This window comes from Streptococcus alactolyticus, assembly GCF_042649785.1.
GTDB classification, from domain to species: Bacteria; Bacillota; Bacilli; order Lactobacillales; family Streptococcaceae; genus Streptococcus; species Streptococcus alactolyticus.
The window spans coordinates 32,622-50,189 of sequence record NZ_JBHRZX010000005.1 but is presented as its reverse complement, the minus strand read 5'-3'; the positions used below and the strand labels follow the sequence as shown (position 1 = coordinate 50,189).

13 protein-coding genes, 5 pseudogenes and 1 CRISPR repeat array are annotated in these 17,568 nt (G+C 39.0%); of the genes and pseudogenes, 8 read left to right on the top strand and 10 right to left on the bottom strand.

Going from position 1 to position 17,568, the window contains the following annotated elements:
* Positions 1-156: 156 nt before the first annotated feature.
* A CRISPR array of direct repeats spans positions 157-1,379; the repeat unit is 36 nt; unit sequence GTTTTGGAACCATTCGAAACAACACAGCTCTAAAAC.
* 267 nt (positions 1,380-1,646) lie between these two features.
* Positions 1,647-1,799: a hypothetical protein gene (locus tag ACFORE_RS01180; RefSeq protein ID WP_380434905.1), complete on the top strand. Its 153-nt coding sequence runs from the start codon at positions 1,647-1,649 to the stop codon at positions 1,797-1,799.
* Here the strand turns inward: ACFORE_RS01180 and ACFORE_RS01175 are convergent.
* A pseudogene (locus tag ACFORE_RS01175) lies at positions 1,745-2,887 on the bottom strand (amidohydrolase). The gene ACFORE_RS01180 and the pseudogene ACFORE_RS01175 overlap by 55 nt on opposite strands.
* Before the next feature lie 264 nt (positions 2,888-3,151).
* Here ACFORE_RS01175 and ACFORE_RS01170 point away from each other — a divergent pair.
* Positions 3,152-4,056: pseudogene (locus ACFORE_RS01170) on the top strand (LysR family transcriptional regulator).
* Positions 4,057-4,115: 59 nt separating this feature from the next.
* Positions 4,116-4,964, top strand: coding sequence for an aldo/keto reductase (locus ACFORE_RS01165; RefSeq protein ID WP_154454623.1), 849 nt, complete (start codon positions 4,116-4,118; stop codon positions 4,962-4,964).
* Positions 4,965-5,030: 66 nt separating this feature from the next.
* Here the strand turns inward: ACFORE_RS01165 and ACFORE_RS01160 are convergent.
* A pseudogene (locus tag ACFORE_RS01160) lies at positions 5,031-5,198 on the bottom strand (ABC transporter permease); the annotation flags it as partial.
* Between ACFORE_RS01160 and ACFORE_RS01155 the strand changes: the two are divergent.
* Genes ACFORE_RS01155 through ACFORE_RS01140 form a run of 4 tightly spaced genes read left to right on the top strand, consistent with a single transcriptional unit; the run spans position 5,116 to position 8,142 of the window.
* On the top strand, positions 5,116-5,430 hold the full coding sequence (locus tag ACFORE_RS01155) for a biotin/lipoyl-binding protein (RefSeq protein WP_294917650.1): 315 nt from the start codon (positions 5,116-5,118) through the stop codon (positions 5,428-5,430). The pseudogene ACFORE_RS01160 and the gene ACFORE_RS01155 overlap by 83 nt on opposite strands.
* 38 nt (positions 5,431-5,468) lie before the next feature.
* Positions 5,469-6,239, top strand: a complete 771-nt coding sequence (locus ACFORE_RS01150; protein WP_294917653.1) for an efflux RND transporter periplasmic adaptor subunit — start codon at positions 5,469-5,471, stop codon at positions 6,237-6,239.
* The gene (locus tag ACFORE_RS01145) at positions 6,236-6,922 is read left to right on the top strand and encodes an ABC transporter ATP-binding protein (protein ID WP_264879513.1); all 687 of its coding nucleotides are present in this window, start codon (positions 6,236-6,238) and stop codon (positions 6,920-6,922) included. Before ACFORE_RS01150 ends, ACFORE_RS01145 begins: the two co-directional genes overlap by 4 nt.
* A complete protein-coding gene (locus ACFORE_RS01140) occupies positions 6,919-8,142 on the top strand; it encodes an ABC transporter permease (RefSeq protein ID WP_235280917.1) in 1,224 nt (407 codons plus the stop codon). Before ACFORE_RS01145 ends, ACFORE_RS01140 begins: the two co-directional genes overlap by 4 nt.
* A 131-nt stretch (positions 8,143-8,273) precedes the next feature.
* Here ACFORE_RS01140 and bsh read toward each other — a convergent pair whose 3' ends face one another.
* The 6 genes and pseudogenes from bsh to ACFORE_RS01110 all read right to left on the bottom strand — a co-directional run bounded on the left by bsh (position 8,274) and on the right by ACFORE_RS01110 (position 13,763).
* Complete coding sequence (gene bsh, locus ACFORE_RS01135; protein WP_293956310.1) at positions 8,274-9,251, bottom strand: choloylglycine hydrolase; 978 nt, start codon at positions 9,249-9,251, stop codon at positions 8,274-8,276.
* A gap of 34 nt (positions 9,252-9,285) precedes the next feature.
* On the bottom strand, positions 9,286-10,590 hold the full coding sequence (locus ACFORE_RS01130; RefSeq protein ID WP_154454620.1) for a conjugated bile salt MFS transporter: 1,305 nt from the start codon (positions 10,588-10,590) through the stop codon (positions 9,286-9,288).
* A 155-nt stretch (positions 10,591-10,745) separates the two neighbouring features.
* Positions 10,746-11,360 (bottom strand): annotated as a pseudogene (locus tag ACFORE_RS01125) (polyprenyl synthetase family protein); the annotation flags it as partial.
* Positions 11,361-11,434: 74 nt separating this feature from the next.
* Positions 11,435-12,191: pseudogene (locus ACFORE_RS01120) on the bottom strand (ABC transporter ATP-binding protein).
* Positions 12,192-12,217: 26 nt separating this feature from the next.
* Entirely contained in the window at positions 12,218-13,138 is a 921-nt protein-coding gene (locus ACFORE_RS01115; RefSeq protein WP_154454631.1) for a glycine betaine ABC transporter substrate-binding protein, read from the bottom strand.
* A complete protein-coding gene (locus ACFORE_RS01110; RefSeq protein WP_154454619.1) occupies positions 13,128-13,763 on the bottom strand; it encodes an ABC transporter permease in 636 nt (211 codons plus the stop codon). The genes ACFORE_RS01115 and ACFORE_RS01110 overlap by 11 nt, the downstream gene beginning before the upstream one ends.
* Before the next feature lie 77 nt (positions 13,764-13,840).
* Between ACFORE_RS01110 and ACFORE_RS01105 the strand changes: the two genes are divergently transcribed.
* Positions 13,841-13,993, top strand: coding sequence for a hypothetical protein (locus ACFORE_RS01105; protein ID WP_154454618.1), 153 nt, complete (start codon positions 13,841-13,843; stop codon positions 13,991-13,993).
* On the opposite strand, the gene ACFORE_RS01100 is transcribed toward ACFORE_RS01105, so the two are convergent.
* Positions 13,990-15,762, bottom strand: coding sequence for an ABC transporter ATP-binding protein (locus ACFORE_RS01100; protein WP_154454617.1), 1,773 nt, complete (start codon positions 15,760-15,762; stop codon positions 13,990-13,992). The genes ACFORE_RS01105 and ACFORE_RS01100 overlap by 4 nt on opposite strands.
* Positions 15,752-17,566 (bottom strand): ABC transporter ATP-binding protein, encoded by a 1,815-nt coding sequence (locus tag ACFORE_RS01095; protein ID WP_154454616.1) that lies wholly within the window; start codon positions 17,564-17,566, stop codon positions 15,752-15,754. Before ACFORE_RS01095 ends, ACFORE_RS01100 begins: the two co-directional genes overlap by 11 nt.
* Positions 17,567-17,568: the final 2 nt, after the last annotated feature.

Genomic DNA, 17,568 nt, shown 5'->3' with positions numbered 1-17,568 from the left:
AGAAAGAGAGAACGAAGTTCGTCCTCTCTAGGTGTTAGCTTTTCATCTACCCACTACAGTTGACAAAGAGCCCAAAAAAACAAGCGCTTTTATACGCTCGTTCAATTAACAACACAGCTCTAAAACTTCCGAAATTCGTTAGTCTCATAATTATATGTTTTGGAACCATTCGAAACAACACAGCTCTAAAACTGCTAACATAGTAGTATGAAATAATGACGAGTTTTGGAACCATTCGAAACAACACAGCTCTAAAACATATCCCAAAAATTAAGGAATACCAAGGCGGTTTTGGAAGCATTCGAAACAACACAGCTCTAAAACGCGGCGATATGATTATTGATATTAAAATTGGTTTTGGAACCATTCGAAACAACACAGCTCTAAAACGTCGCTCCTTCCGCTGCACCGTGGACGTGAGTTTTGGAACCATTCGAAACAACACAGCTCTAAAACTATTAATGAGATTAAAACAGACAACAGAGCGTTTTGGAACCATTCGAAACAACACAGCTCTAAAACTGCGGGGTCATTCTTTATATTAAAAAAGAAGTTTTGGAACCATTCGAAACAACACAGCTCTAAAACATGGGAAGATATGAAAGACAATACTAAGAAGTTTTGGAACCATTCGAAACAACACAGCTCTAAAACACATGGCAGTTAAAGCTTTGTTGAATATGCGTTTTGGAACCATTCGAAACAACACAGCTCTAAAACACGAAATGCTCGGAGCTGATAACACGATTGGTTTTGGAACCATTCGAAACAACACAGCTCTAAAACAACCTGTGAACGATAAAACTTATAACGTTCGTTTTGGAACCATTCGAAACAACACAGCTCTAAAACCCAACGCTTGTCGGAATTTTGCCTTCTACGTTTTGGAACCATTCGAAACAACACAGCTCTAAAACTGATGGACGAGTCTGTGCTGTACCTGTCATGTTTTGGAACCATTCGAAACAACACAGCTCTAAAACAAGACAGAAGAAAAGAAAGACGGTATATTTGTTTTGGAACCATTCGAAACAACACAGCTCTAAAACGCTTACGTGGTAATCCAAAAATGCAGTAATGTTTTGGAACCATTCGAAACAACACAGCTCTAAAACCATGGGTAGGCTTTTTCTTCTCGTCTGGCAGTTTTGGAACCATTCGAAACAACACAGCTCTAAAACTAGAAAGGGGGTGAGAATATGGCAGAACAAGTTTTGGAACCATTCGAAACAACACAGCTCTAAAACATTGCTTCTCAGTAAAAATGTTTTGGCAATGTTTTGGAACCATTCGAAACAACACAGCTCTAAAACAGATTACCTTTTTTATAGATATTCAACACTGTTTTGGAACCATTCGAAACAACACAGCTCTAAAACCTCGTGGACCATTTTTTCTCACAAGATTTCGTAATCGCGCCATTCGTCCACAGCAGAACTTCAGCTCCGAACGATCCCATTAATAAAATCGAATTTTAATTATTTCCATTATACCATAAAATCAGTTTATCTAACAGCGATTTTAAAAAAGCAAGATATCTGAAAGTTCTAAAATGAAATTAGCCACTTGAGCACTTGAGTGTATCAAAAAACATCTCAGAGAGATATAATTGTAATCACCACAACAACAATTAGAAGGACTCTGAGATGCAAGACTATTATACACCAAAAGGTAAACATTTAACACTAGCAGACCGTAGAAAAAAGAGAAAACCAATTGGTTCTCTCTCGATGTTAGCTTTTCATCACCCCACTACAGTTGACAAAGAGCCTAAATACAAGGCATTTTTAACAAAATAATTAACTGCAACTGGAAGCGCCTCATCTTTTACACTAAAGTCATCGTGGTGCCAGTCAGGGGCATTTTCGTCACCATTTGAATCAATAAAGGCAAAAACTCCTGGAATTTTTTATTGATAAGCAGCAAAATCTTCACCACCTGTTGATGGCAGGGTTTCAATAACCTCAGCAAAGGTTTTAGAATGTTCAAAAATCAAAGGCGTTAGCGTAGAATCATTAAACGTAACTTTTGGTGAATTTCCCCAAGAAATCGAAACTTCCGCTCCAAATTGTTCCGCCGTATGTTCGACTACTTTGGTAAATTGCTCAATGACTGACAAGCGAACGTCAGGATCAAATGTTCGAATAGTCCCTTCAAAAAAACCACTGGCTGGTAAAACATTCCAAGTATTGCCAACATCAATATGAGTCACAGACAAGACTGCTGATTGAAAAGGTGAGATTGTTCTTGACACAATCGACTGTAAATTATTAATAATAGTTGTGATAACCAATACTGTATCAACACCTAAATCAGGCCGAGCTGCGTGAGCGCTGATGCCTTTGACTGTCACTGCAAATTGTTCCACTCCAGCCATTATAGCTCCTGAACGCAAACCGATTTGACCTGGTTTTAAATGAGGATTATTGTGATACCCCACAATAGCTGATACCCCTTCTATGCCACCAGCCGCTATGACTTGATGTCCACCCTGAAAATTTTCTTCTGCTACTTGGAAAATCAAGCGAACGGTTCCTTTTAATGTTGCTTCTTGTTGTTTTAAACGTTCTGCTGCTCCCAATAAACTGGTTTGGTGAAAATCATGGCCGCAGGCATGCATCGCACCATTATCACTCGCATAGGCAAGCCCTGTCTTTTCAAAAATAGGAAGAGCATCAATATCTTCTCGTAAAGCAATAATGGGATATCCATGCCCAATTTCAGCAATAACCCCTGTTTTCAAAGGGTAATCCAAGGGCTCAATCCCAATATTTTGCAACTGTTCTTTGATAAAACGAGTGGTGTTGTATTCTTTTTCTGAAACTTCTGGATGTTGATGAATATGGTGACGAATCGCTGTCAATTTTTGATAAAACGTATCTGACAAATGCCTATCCTCCTCTTTTCAGATTGCTATTATCTTATCACCTCATTTTCACCTTGCATACTCTATTTTACTTATGGCAAGCTATAAATCATGTTTATAGAGGACTTTTAAAAAATGTTCTTTCATTAAAGGACACATGAACCTTCCCCCTTCGCTATTACATTTTTTTATCACGGGTTTGGTTTTTTATATCAGAATTTTGCGATTTTTCAGTTTACTTTTTGTTATAATAGCTACAACTTTCACAAGGAGGGATGGGTTCATATGAATTTACAGCAGTGTCGTTATGTTGATATGGTGGCTCGTATGGGGTCTTTTAGTCAGGCGGCTAAGGAATTGTTTATGACACAGCCCAATTTATCCAGTTCCATTAAGGATTTGGAAAATGAATTGGGGGTTCAGCTTTTTGTGCGTTCCAATGTCAGCACGCGCCCGACCGAAGATGGCTATGATTTTTTAAAATACGCCAAGCGGATTCTTGGTGAGGTGGATTTATTAGAGCAACGTTATCAGGAAGATTTCAAAAAGAGTTTTACAGTCGCATCGCACCACTATGATTTTTTGTCCATTCCCATGGCAACCGTAGCGCAGCAATTTAACGAGGAATATCAGGAATTTCAAACCATTGAAACCACAACCAAGGAGATTTTGGATAGTGTGGCGACTTTTGAGGCAGATTTGGGCATTATTTACCTTGATGACGACAACAAGCATATTTTAGAAACGTCCTTGAAGCATCATGATCTGACGTTTACGTCTTTGGGGGATTTTCCCACGCGTATTTTTTTGCGAAGGCAACACCCTTTGGCAACGAAAAAAGAGATTTCTGAGAGTGATTTGAAGGGCTACGACCAAATTCGTTTTCGTCAGGAAGAGTCTGGATTGCATTTTGATGATGACGCTCTGAGCATTCATCGTAAACAGCGCGTACTTTATAGCAATGATAGAGGAACGGTCATGAATTTGCTTTGTGCCACGGATGCTTATGCTTCTGGTCTTGGCATCGTCAATAGTTTTGTGCGTGACCAGATTGTCTTGATTCCGCTGAAGGATAGCCCCAAACATACACTTGGCTACGTTACCCATAAACATAAAAAATGTCTGACATTGGGGCGGCTTTTGTTGCTGAAGTGCGAAAAAGTTTAGATGCCTTTCCAAATGCCATCTAAGAGTTCTCTTGAAAACACTTTCTCTTTTTGTGTTACAATAGAAAAAAGGAGGATGCATTATGGAATGGAAAACACTTAATAACGGCGTGAAAATACCTGTTTTGGGGTTTGGCGTGTGGCAAATGTTTGACCAAGCTGACTGCCAACGTGCGGTGGAGGAGGCCTTTGACGTTGGCTACCGTCTGATTGATACCGCTGCTCTTTACCAAAACGAAGAGGCTGTGGGACGTGCGGTCAAGGCTTCAGGTCTAGCCCGCGAGGACGTTTTTCTAACCAGCAAGGTTTGGATTAATGACTTGGGTTATGAAGCAACCAAAAAAGCCTTTGAAAAAAGCCTTCAAAAGCTTGATACCGATTATTTGGACCTTTATCTCATTCACCAACCTTATGGCGATACACACGGGGCTTGGCGAGCAATGATTGACTTGTACCGTGAGGGACGCATTCGCGCTATTGGGGTGTCTAATTTTTCAACTGGTCGCTTGACAGATTTTGCGATAAATACTGATATCGTGCCAGCGCTTAATCAAATTGAGCTGCACCCTTACAAGCAACGCCCTCTCATGCAAGCGGCTAATGCCGAATTTGGAGTGGCAACTCAGGCATGGAGCCCTTTCAACCGCGGAGAGGACAATATCTTCAAGGATCCTGTTTTGAACAACATTGCTGAAAAGCACGACAAAACCGTGGCACAGGTCATTCTTCGTTGGCAAATTCAAAGTGATATTCTCACCATTCCAAAATCAGCACATATTGACCGTATGCGTGACAATATCGATGTTTTTGATTTCCAATTGACAGATGATGACCTCAAACGCATTCAAGCTCTCGACCGTTATCCAAACGACTATGGTCCAAACGAAAGCCCTGAGCAAGTCAAGCGCTTATCAACTTTCTTCCCATCTTAATCGTAAGAGCACTCAAAATCTTAGATTTGGGTGCTCTTTCTTATTTTCCAAAAACGGCTTGAGAGGTTACTCCACTCCTTCACTTTTGAATAATTCTTCGGTCAAATACAAGATAACCTGAACCAAGATGGAAAGAGCCACTGTGAGGAGAATGCCCCAAATCAAAGGCGGAAAACTCATGGTGCGCAAGCCATCAAACAAAATGCGACCTAATCCGCCAGCATTGATGGTGGCTGAACCTAAGGAAAGTCGCAGTTTCAGTCTGGATCTTTCTTTAGGTACTTTAGAAAATATTGTCGTAAAAAATGGCCAGCAAGTTAAAAGTGGTGATGTGATTGCTACTTATCAAAATGCAACGATTGCTGATCAAGCCAATGAGCAAGCTCAATCTTTAAATAAATTAAATTTAGCCATTACCAATGCTAAGACAAATTTAGATAGTGCGTTCAAAAACGTAACCAACTAGCCAATCAATTAGCCCAAGCTAAAAAGAGTGTGCAATGTTTGCAAGCAGCCAATGATCCTAGTGCAATTGAAGCATCGGCACAATTAGATGCAGCCCAACAAGCCTATGATGCCCAAGTTGAAGTGGTCAATCAAGCGCAACAAGCACTAGATAATTCCAATTTAGATTTTTCTGATGCTAATGCCCAAGTCGAGCAAACACGTAAGAAAGTTACTACTTCAGTAACTGCGCCGTTTTATGGTACCGTTTACATTGATGAAGCAGGTAAATCTTCAGCCAATACGCCTTATGCAACCATTGTATCTCCGGGAACGATTGTCCAAGCAACCGTTACAGAGTATGACTACAATAAATTAAAACTAGGTCAAAAAGTTGAAATTTTACCTGTGAATGATTCAAGAAAAGTATTAGGTAGCATTACAAATATTTCGACTTTACCGCAAAGTGCTGCAGTAAGCAATCAAGCTAGTGCCGCTTTATCTGGCGCGGGCAATACTGCTAGTGGTGGGACAACTATTTCCAATTATAGCTTTACAGTGGAAGCTCAAGAAGAAATTCATTATGGTTTTAGTGTACAAATTTCTGTTCATTTAAGTGACATTACCATCCCTAAAGAAGCACTGGTTAAAAAAGGGGAAGAAACGTTTGTTTATACTTACAAAAAAGGTAAAGTCCATCTTACTAAGGTAACAGTTAAAGAACAAGTAGATGGCTATTCTGTAGAGAAAGGCTTAGCTGTTGATGAGCAGTATATTGTTGATCCTGATAAACGCTTAACTGAGGGTAAAGAAGTGGAGGTGTTTGAATGATCGATTTAATTGGAATCAATAAATATTACAAAAATGCCGAAGAAACCCTTCATGTGTTAAAAGATGTGAATTTGCACGTCTCACAAGGGGAAATGGTTGCGATTATGGGTCCATCTGGTTCGGGAAAATCCACCTTAATCAATTTACTAGGTTTTATTGATCGTAAATTTGAAGGGACGTATTTATTTGAAGGTGAATCACTGGTGGCTAGTAGTGATGATCGGCTATCAAAAGTGCGTAATCAAACGGTAGGTTTTGTTTTTCAAAATTTTAGCTTAATTGAAAATAATACAGTATATGAAAACGTAGAATTGCCCTTGTTATATGGTGGTTATAGTTTTTCGCAAACGAAAGAAAAAGTGATGGCTGCTTTAAAAAGAGTAGGGCTAGAAGGTAAGGAAGACAAGTATCCTAAACAATTATCTGGTGGACAACAACAAAGAGTCGCCATTGCCCGTTCAATTATCAATAATCCTAAATTTATTATTGCCGATGAACCAACAGGCGCTTTAGATACCCATACTTCAGAAGAAATTATGAAGCTTTTTGAAGAATTAAATCAACAAGATGGTGCAACCATTATTTTAGTTACTCACGATCCAGAAGTCGTTCCTTATTGTCATCGTTTAATTCGGATTCGTGATGGGGCAATTATTGAGGATAAGGAGCTGAGCAAATCATGAATTTATATGTAAATTGGCGTTCAGCTTTCAAGGCGATTGCAAATAATCGCAAACGAAGTATTTTAACCATGCTAGGGATTGTGATAGGGATTGCGGCTGTCATTGCCATTTTAGCGATTGGTCGAGGTTATGAGCGAGATTTAATCAAAAGCTTAACTAAAAGTGATAATGGCCAAGTGGAAGTACAGATTATCTTTAATCCTAATGATCCTGCCTTTTATGATACCAATCGCCCTTCATTTCAAAGTAGCGATTTAAGTTTAATTCGTCAAGTCAAGGGTGTGAAAAGTGCGGATTTTGAAACAATTGATTTAAAACAAGCGACACTATCAACGCCACTGAAGGGTGAAGAAAAAAATGTCAGTGTGGATTTAGTCAAAAAGACTGATCAAAACTTGATTGCTGGGCGTAATCTAAGCGTAGTAGATAATTTAAATTTTAATAAAACAGCCCTTATTAATCGCAGTTTAGCAACAGATTTATATCATTCACCACAAGCGGCTTTAAATCGTGGTATATCTTTAGGCTCACAAGTTTTTACCATTGTGGGTGTTTATGAAGATGAAGCAATTAGTGAAGATGAGATGGGGATGGCGGGCATGTTTGGTTCAGATACCAATTATCAAGCCAAAATACCCAAAAAAACCTATTCACGTTACTATCAAGGAAGTAAAAATACCGCTAGTGTAACAGCTGTATTGGATAAAGGGACAAAACCAGATGAAGTAGCTAATAAAATTTTGGATAAATTGAAAAAACAAGGAAGCTTACGTAATCAGGGAACTTATCAATCATTTGATAGTAGTTTCTTAACCAAGGGTATCGGTAAAGTTTTAAGTACCATTACCTACTTTATCTCGGCGGTGGCAGGTATCTCATTATTTATTGCCGGTGTAGGTGTAATGAATATGATGTATATTTCTGTCTCTGAACGGACAAAAGAAATCGGTATAAGAAGAGCCTTAGGAGCTACTCAGCGTTCGATTATGATCCAGTTTTTATTAGAAGGCATCATGTTAACCTTTACTGGTGGAATTATCGGTTACCTTTTAGGAATGGTTGTGGCCTATTCGATAGGCGCTATTATGAAAATTGGTATTCAAATTGATTTTTTTACTATTAGTATAGCTGTAGGTGTCTCGACGTTAATTGGTTTAGTCTTTTCAGTAATGCCAGCTAGAGAGGCGGCTAAGAAAGACTTAATTGATATTTTACGTTAGTATGAAATAAAAAAGGTGTGAAGAAAACACGCAGCGTAAAGAAGTTGAAAGAGGATGTTTATTTAAGTCAAATTTTACTGCATTTACCAATTATTTATGATTAAGCTAATTAAAATGAGCAACCCAACGCCTTAATTGACTTGTCTAAATTGTTGTTTATCTTCCATAGGGTAAACAAACAATTTAGTAGATTCCAGATCAACTTTTGACATAGAAACCTTTGAGATTTGGTTGTTGGTATAGGTTTTATAGTAATAATCACCAGTAGCAGTATTTCCGCAAGAAGAATACACAGTGATATCATGAGTATTTTGATCAGAAGTGGTACAGCCCTGAACAAAAGCGACTGAATCTAAAATGCGGAAGAATTGTGTAACGTTGGCTACATCATCTTGAGGACAAACTGAATGTTCTTTAACAAAGGTAGCTTTAACTAATCTAGATGCCGGTGACCAATCACCAGGTAAACCAATCGCACCAAAACCTTCGCCAAAAGGTTTTGCATCCCAATCAGGAGAATAAGAATTGTGAGGTTGTTTGCTACTTAAATGACGATAATTGTGTAAATTCATTAAATGATAATCAAAACTAGGACTATTAGTTAAAACGCCAACAGGATTGTCATAAATGACGGTTTTTCCGTCAATAATTTCAACGACAATCGCTTCGTCTTTGTCGGCGATAAACCAATGTAAAGTAGTGTTCGGTACATTAGGCTTAAAAGGAATATCAACCATATTTAAATTTTTAAGGGCAGCTTTAGTTTCCTTAACAGTTGAAAATTGTGCTAACACCCAAGGCACTAATTCATAAGGAGGAAGATTAAGGGCACCTTCTTTGATTTCATCAGCATATTTAGAAAACTGTGGGAAATTCAAATTTTCAATGCCTAAGCCTTTTTCGTTAATCGCATCGGCATAAAGTGGATAATTATCTAATACCATAGCTACGCCGATAAAAGCATAGTGTGATTTTTGTGAAGGTTCATTTTTATAGGTGATCTCATAGTTTCTAGGTGTAATAACAATTTCTTCGCCAAAATGGTAATCTAAATCTAAATTTCGTCCAAAGTAAAAATCTCCGTTAACATATCTTAATCCAGTACACATAAATATGATGCACTCCTTTCAAAAAAATTATGCATTAAGCAGTTTCATCGGCAAATTTATGTTTTTGAATATCGGTAATGAAGAATAATAAACCAGAAAATCCGATAAGTACATAACATAAAATGCTAATCCAAGCTACAGTAAAGCCAAAGGTATCAACAAAGAAACTAAATACAATATTTCCTAAAGCAAAGCCAACTGCAAAAAAGATACTAAATACACCTAGTATTTGACTGGTGTCTTTCATACCGAAGAGTGTTTGCATCATTACAGCCGGTGCACTCATATAAGAGTAAACATTAAAACCATAAAGGACGGCCCAAGCAAATGCAGAAATGACTTTAATGCTAGGAATAAAAATACTAGCAATTAGCAAGATAACGGTAACTAGTTGTAAAATAAAGGCTAAAAACATGGCGTTGCGTACACCAATTTTTGAGAATAAGAAACCTCCGCCAACATTTCCAATTAAACAAGCAATGGCAAACGTAGAGCCAATCGTACCAATTAAGGTAGTATTGATATGAATAGAAGCGAAAAAGTTTGCATATTGACTGGAAAGAGCAGAAATAGCTAATCCTATAATTAAATAAAAACAAGATAATGCCCAAAAACTTTTTTGTTGGGTAGTTTTTTTATAGCCGATACCGGTTTGAGTATTAGCAGGATGGGTATCTTGGAGAACAGATTGATTTGTAGAGGTTTTTGAGTCTTTAGAAGAATCAGTTGATTGTTTGGCAGCACTAGATTCGACCGGTTGTTTGTTAGGATGGATTAAAAACACACCGATAAGTACCCCAACAATCAAGGAAGCCAATGCACACATGAAATAGACTCTATGCAATTCATAATGATTGAGTAGGTTGGTTACGATAGGTTGTAAAAAGAAATTCCCGATAGAACCACCTGCAAAGGTAATTCCTAGTGCGCTAGCTTTAGACTTTTTATCAAACCAAGTAGCAATTAAAAACGGTACCCCTAAACCTGAAAACGTAACAGTTCCAATTTGAGTAATTGCATTCGCTACTAAAAACATCCATAATTTGGTTGAAACTGCGTTTAGCATAACTCCACAAGCAGACAAAATTAATCCACCTAACATTATTAGCTTGACTGGAAATTTACTATACAATTTACCAGCCATTGGTGAAATTAATGATGCTGCTAAAGCGCCAATCATAAAAATATAGCCAACGCTTTGGACACTAAAATGATATTCTTTCTCTAAATAGTGAATGAATAATGGAGGGATGTTTTGTGCAATACCATAAGGAATGGCTTGTAATAACATACAAGCAAAAATAATTAAATGTTTACTACCTTTAGACGCATTTGTCATAAATTATCACCTCAATATTTATTTATAAAACATTGATCTCTTAAAAATGATAACAGACCTCCTTTTTTGTGAATATTTTAGAATAGGAATTCTTATAAAAACGGACTATATATAATAAATAATCGTAAAATAGCCAAGCTACTTTACGATTAAAGTTAATATTGACGCTGTAATAATTGTAAAGTTAATTGTTGAATGCAATCTTTGGCTGGAGAATTTGGTAATTTTTCAATATCGATCAAAGCTTTTTGAGTGAAAGCCTGAGCCATTTGTTTTGCTTGCTCTACGACTCCTAATTGAACAACTAGCTTTGCGACCTCAGTAATCTCATCAGGAGTAATCGCTGATTGTTTACATAGATAAGGAATCAATGCTTCAGGATTTTGTTGTTTGGCTAAAAGTAGCGGTAAGGTATAGATGCCTTATCCTAAGTCTTCAAGCACTGGCTTTTTAAGTTTATCCTGATCAGCAGTATAGTCTAGGATATCATCATAGATTTGAAAAGCAAAACCGATGTTACGACCAATTCGGCCGGCTAAACGTACTGTTTGCACATCGCAACCACCGAAATAAGCCCCTTCTTTACAAGCTAACCAAAATAATTCAGCCATTTTTCCTTTGATGCTACGTAAATAATCATAAATGGTTTCGTCCAATTTGAAACGTATGGTCATTTGATTTAATTCACCAAGTAAGATGCGTTTCATTGTTTGTGCATTGTAAGCTAAGTATTCTGATCCATTCATTACACTAATTAAGACTTCAAAAAACTAAGGAAAAAGTCGTTATCTCCAAATGCTCAATAAAAGCATTGATCAATTTGTCGTAGGATATTTTGGCATATTCAATCATAACGCACCCTCCAGACCTCTTCTTGTGCCTTAGCCGTTTCAATCAATTTCTGCACGAAGGCATTTTGAGTATTTGACGATATTTTCTGGTGTATCGTATTGGCAAATTGCTCCCTTTTCCATGACAATCACCCGCGTTCCTAGCTGAAGAGCCTCGTAAATATCGTGAGTAATGAAAACAAAGGTTTTATGGTGCAAAGCCTGATGAATAGCCTGCAGTTCTTGTTGCAAATCGTGGCGCGTGATGGCATCAATAGCACCAAATGGTTCATCAAATAGCATCACATCAGGGTCAGCAGCCAAGGCACGCGCTACGCCTATCCGTTGTTGCTGACCGCCTGACAATTCTCTGGGATAACGGCTGGCATAATCTTTGGCAGGTAATTGCACCAAATCCAGCAAATCCTCCACCCGCTGAGCAATTCTTTCCTTCTCCCAGCCCAGCAATTTAGGCACAGTCGCAATGTTGTCCGCAACAGTCATGTGAGGAAAAAGGCCAATCTGCTAAACAACGTAACCAATTTGACGGCGCAAAGCCACCGAATTCATCTGAGCAATATCCTGACCATCAAAGAAGACCTTGCCTGTCGTCGGTTCAATTAATTTATTAATCATTTTGAGTAGGGTCGTTTTTCCAGAACCTGATGTCCCTAGAATAGTGATAAATTCACCCTTTTGGATACTAACATCAAGTGGCTGCACCACTGTCTTTTCCCCATAAACCTTACTGACATTTTCAAATTGAATCATTGTCTTTTCTGTCATAACACTCATTCCTAATCTTTTATGCTCTCGTAGTAGGCTTTGGCTACTTTTGTATAATCCTGACCGTCAACATCCACTTTAGCATTCAACTGAGTCACCGTTTTGGTATCCAAAGTCGCTGACACATGATTTAAAATACTTGCTACATCAGGGTATTTGGCTAACACATCATCCCGAACAACAGGGGCCACATTATAAGGCGGCCAAAAATGCTTATCGTCTTCTAAAAGGGTGAATTGGTCAGTATTAATCAATTGACCCTCTGTGGTGTAGGTTGGGCTAACATCTGCTTGATTATTGGCTAGAATACTGTATTTCAGACTGTTGTCATAAACGTTAGACGATTTCCATTTGAAAGGACCATAAGTTTTTTCAAGCCCTGGCAAACCATCGTCACGCTCATCAAATTCGCCCTGTGAGGCAAAGCGTAAATTATTGGCGTGAGCCTGCAAATCGGAAATGGTTTGGATATGGAGCTTTTTAGCCACATCGGTTCGAATCACCAATCCCTGACTATCATTGGCAAGAGAAGGCTTTAACCAAGTGAGTTGAAAGCGTTTCTCATACCCATTTTTAACGGTTTCATAAACCTTGTCAGAATTAGTTTCCATCTTTTCCCCTAAAATAGACAACAAGCCCGTCCCCGTGTATTCGGGATACAAGTCAATGTCGTTGCTCACGATAGCGTTGTGAATCAGGGAACTGGAAATATTGGACACCCGCTCCACACGATACCCGTGGTCCTCCAAGGCTAGGGCGTAGATTTCAGCAACAATCAGATTTTCCGTAAAATCTTTGGACCCAATGCGAATAGGCATAGAGGACTTGCTCATCTGAGTGGCTTGGTAGCGACGCCAAGACCAAATGCCTCCCACAAGAGTGAAGATAATCAGCGCTAATAAACCGCCTGCTATTTGTTTTCTACGTTTCATCATGTGTGACTCCTTTGATAGCTAAATCGAAAACAACCATGCTCACAAAAGACAAGAGAGCGACCGAACCACCACCAATCAGCAATAGGTCATAACGATAAAGCCCCAAACCAGTGAAAATCAGGGTTCCCAAACCACCTGCTCCAATGTAGGTCGCCAAGGTCGTGCTGGCAATCAATTCCACCAAGGCTAGCTTGATGCCATTTAAAAGGTGCGGCAAAGCCAAAGGGAGTTGAACCTTGGTCAGCAATTGCCATTTGGTCATACCAAGTCCAAGCGCTGTTTCCACTAGAGTGTCCGACACCGATTCAAAACCGATAATGGTCTGCAGCAAAATGGGAGGAATACCCAGAATAACCAAAGCAATTAAGGCAGGCAGCCGCCCCACTCCGATAAAAGGAATGAGAATAAACAATATCCCAAGGCTAGGAATAACCCGCAAACCTTGCGTCAAAAGGGTTGATACCTGCTTGACCCAAGGCTTTTCATAAGAAAAATAAGCCATAGGAAGCGCCAGCACACAAGCCAGTACCAGAGCTTCGATACTCAAGCTCAAATGCTGCCCGACATAAGTTAAATACGTCTGACCATTATTTACAAAATAGGTGATAATGTCTTGAATCATTGGCTTTTCCTACTAACTTTCCGATAAGTTTCCATAACAGTATCAGCATACCACAATCTCTCTTGCAATAACATTTTTTGGTATGGCAAAAAGATAAATTGGTAGCATCTGAAACGGCTTTCATGACGCTACCAATTATGGCACAGACCTCCACTTGCGTCAACTATTTGGTTTTGGCATCAGACAAAAAAGAAAAACCAGAGCTACGTCTGATTTTTCCTGTCTATTAAGCGACTTCAAATTGTGAATTGTAAAGATCTGAATAGAAGCCACCTTGTTCCATCAATTCATCGTGGTTACCTTGTTCGATGATATTACCATCTTTCATCACGAGAATCAAATCGGCATTTTTAATGGTTGATAGACGGTGAGCGATAACAAATGATGTGCGTCCTTCCATCAATTTATCCATGGCTTTTTGAATCAATTCTTCAGTACGTGTATCAACTGAAGATGTGGCTTCGTCCAAAATAAGCAATGGAGCATCTTTCAACAGAGAACGCGCAATGGTCAACAATTGTTTTTGACCGATTGAAAGCGTTACGGAATCATCCAAATAAGTGTCGTAACCGTCTGGCAAGGTCATGATAAAGTGGTGCACACCAACAGCCTTAGCTGCTGCAATGACTTGCGCATCAGTGATGTTTTCTTGGTTATAAACCAAGTTTTCCTTAATAGTTCCTTCAAACAACCAAGTGTCTTGAAGCACCATTGAGAATTGGTCATGCACTTCTTCACGTGACATCAAACGCGTATCCACGCCGTCAATACTGATGCGACCTTTATCAATGTTGTAGAATTTCATCAACAAGTTAACAATGGTAGTTTTACCAGCACCTGTTGGTCCAACAATCGCAACTTTTTGACCAGGTTTTGCCACAGCTGAAAAGTCATGAATAATGGTTTTATCTTTAGAGTAACCAAAGAAAACATTATCAAAAGCGACTTCACCTTTCACATGGTTAAGTTGACGTTTCTTATCAGAATCGTCTTCCATTTCTTCTTCGCCAAGGAAATCAAAGACACGTCCCATAGCGGCAATAGCTGATTGCAATTGGGTGAAGGCTTGAGCGATTTGAGAAAGGGGTTGTGAGAAGATACGCACATAAGTCATGAAGGCAACAACGTCACCCATGTTTAGGTCACCGTTGATAACTTTGACCGCACCAACGACACAGACCATAACGTAACCAAAGTTACCAATGAAAATCATCAAAGGCATCATAATACCTGATAAGAATTGTGATTGCCACATTGATTTGTAAAGGTTTTGGTTCAATTCTTTAAAGGATTCGCTCACTTCTTCTGCTGCATTGTAGCTTGTTATCACGTTATGACCAGAATAAATTTCTTCGACATAACCGTTAATGGCAGCTAGGTTATTTTGTTGGCGTTTGAAGAGGGGTTGTGAAGAACCTATAATCACGATCACCAAGACAAAGCCAATCAAGACAGAACCAATTGTAGTGAAGGCCATGCTGATGTTTGAATAGAACATCATGATGATTGAGCCAATCAACAACATCGTTGATGTTACCAGTGTTCCTAAACTTTGGTTAAGTGATTGGGCGAACAAATCGACGTCGTTTGTGACGCGTGACAAGGTATCCCCTTGGGCATGGCTATCGAAATAATTCAATGGCACATTATCAATCTTATCTTGGATAGCTCGACGCAAACGTTGTGAAAAACGTTGAACGATAGTGGCCACAGTGAAGTTTTGAATGTAACCCACAACAGCTGCAATCCCATACAAAATGGCCAAGGTCATCGCAATATGACCAATTTTATCCAAATCAATACCTGGAATCGTTCCAGTAGCCGTTGGTGTTAAGCCTTTGGTAATGGTATTGGTGATTTCTTTTAGCTTATCAGGACCGATAACCGTTACCGTGGCTGAAATACAAGCACCAATAACCGAAAGGAGAAATGGAAGTCTGAAACCTTTGATATAAGGTTTCAATTGACTATAGAAACTTGTTTTCTTTTTATTTTCCATTTTCTAATTCCTCCTTAGATAATTGTGAGTACGCAATTTCACGGTAAACTTCATTAGATGCCAACAATTCTTTGTGTGTTCCTTGACCAACCACACGGCCTTTGTCTAGAACAAGGATTTGGTCGGCGTCCATAATGGTTGCGATACGTTGCGCCACAATCAATTTTGTCATGTGACTTGTTTTTTCTCTTAATTGAGTACGTAAGATACGGTCTGTCTTGTAATCAAGAGCAGAGAAGGAATCATCGAAAATGATAATTTCAGGTTTACGCGCCAAAGCACGCGCAATCGCCAAACGTTGTTTTTGACCACCAGAGAAGTTTTGGCCGCCTTGTGATACAGGCGCTTTCAGTTGCCCTTCTTTGCGTTCCACAAATTCTCTACCTTGTGCCAAATCTAGTGCTTCCCACATTTGGCTATCATTTAGAGGAGATTCAGGGCTTTCACCCATGTCCATATTAGAAGCGATATCACCACTAAACAAGACAGCTTTTTGTGGAATATAACCGACAATATTATGCAAGGTATCGTGGTCATATTGGCGAACGTCTAAACCATCGACTTTAATCGTTCCTTCAGTAGCGTCATAGAAACGCGGAATCAAATTCACAAGCGTTGATTTACCTGAACCTGTAGAACCGATAAAGGCAACCGTTTCACCAGCTTTAGCTTTGAATGAAACGTGTTCCAAAACAGCTTCTGAAGTTTTGCTGTAACGGAAAGACACATTGTCAAATTCGATAGACCCTTTTTCAGTTGGTTGTTCTTTAGTAGCTTCAGGGTAAGCAATTGAGGTCTTAGTTTCTAGCACTTCATTGATACGACCAGCTGCGACAACCGCACGTGGCAAAATGAAGAAGACGACAATCATCATCATAAATCCCATAACGACTTGCATGGCATAAGATGAGTAAACGATCATATCAGAGAAAAGTCCGACTTTGTCATGCATGGCACCAGCAATTTTAGTTGGATCTTTTGGAATAGCCACATCTTCAATCAAATGTGCCCCAATCCAGTAAATGGCCAAAGTCATTCCGCTAGAGATTGCTGTCATGACTGGTGACAAGATAGCCATTGAACGGTTGATGAACAAGTTGGTATTGGTTACATCGTCATTGGCTTTGGCGAATTTGCCATCTTGGTAAGATTCGGCGTTGTAAGCACGAACCACACGAATACCAGTCAACGACTCACGAGTAATACTATTCAATTTATCCGTTAATTTTTGGATAATACGTTGCTTAGGCATAACGACAATGAGTAGGAAGGTCAACATCAAGAACATGACTGCAACAGCGACAATCAATACCCAAAGCCATTCGTGGTTTTTATCGGCAATCTTCGTAATGGCCCAAATAGCCATGATAGGTCCTTTGGTAACCACCTGAATTCCCATGGTAAATACCAATTGAATTTGTGTGATATCGTTGGTTGTACGGGTTAAAAGACTTGGAATTGAAAATTTCTTGATTTCAGCATCAGAGAAATTCAAAACACTGTGGAAAATGTCATCTCGCAAGCTCGTACTAAAACTTGCCGCGATACGAGAAGCTAAAAAGCCGACAACAACAGCTGATAAGAAACTAGCAAACGATAGCAAAATCATTCGCATTCCTGGAGAATCAACATTCCAAGCGAAAATATCATCCGCCTTTGTCCCTTGCGTTGACAAGAGCTTGGTAATCGTTGACATGTAATCTGGGATTTTCAAATCAAGATACACATTTAAGCAAACGAATAAGATGGCAAAGACAAGCATGGTGATTTCCTTTGCCGTTAAACGTTTCAAAATTTTTAACATGC

Bases quoted from the DNA above. Each gene is read 5' to 3' on its own strand.
- ACFORE_RS01180 (WP_380434905.1), top strand. From the start codon at position 1,647: ATGCAAGACTATTATACACCAAAAGGTAAACATTTAACACTAGCAGAC.
- ACFORE_RS01165 (WP_154454623.1), top strand. From the start codon at position 4,116: ATGGAATGGAAAACACTTAATAACGGCGTGAAAATACCTGTTTTGGGG.
- ACFORE_RS01155 (WP_294917650.1), top strand. From the start codon at position 5,116: ATGCCCCAAATCAAAGGCGGAAAACTCATGGTGCGCAAGCCATCAAAC.
- ACFORE_RS01145 (WP_264879513.1), top strand. From the start codon at position 6,236: ATGATCGATTTAATTGGAATCAATAAATATTACAAAAATGCCGAAGAA.
- ACFORE_RS01140 (WP_235280917.1), top strand. From the start codon at position 6,919: ATGAATTTATATGTAAATTGGCGTTCAGCTTTCAAGGCGATTGCAAAT.
- bsh (WP_293956310.1), bottom strand. From the start codon at position 9,251: ATGTGTACTGGATTAAGATATGTTAACGGAGATTTTTACTTTGGACGA.
- ACFORE_RS01130 (WP_154454620.1), bottom strand. From the start codon at position 10,590: ATGACAAATGCGTCTAAAGGTAGTAAACATTTAATTATTTTTGCTTGT.
- ACFORE_RS01115 (WP_154454631.1), bottom strand. From the start codon at position 13,138: ATGAAACGTAGAAAACAAATAGCAGGCGGTTTATTAGCGCTGATTATC.
- ACFORE_RS01110 (WP_154454619.1), bottom strand. From the start codon at position 13,763: ATGATTCAAGACATTATCACCTATTTTGTAAATAATGGTCAGACGTAT.
- ACFORE_RS01100 (WP_154454617.1), bottom strand. From the start codon at position 15,762: ATGGAAAATAAAAAGAAAACAAGTTTCTATAGTCAATTGAAACCTTAT.
- ACFORE_RS01095 (WP_154454616.1), bottom strand. From the start codon at position 17,566: ATGTTAAAAATTTTGAAACGTTTAACGGCAAAGGAAATCACCATGCTT.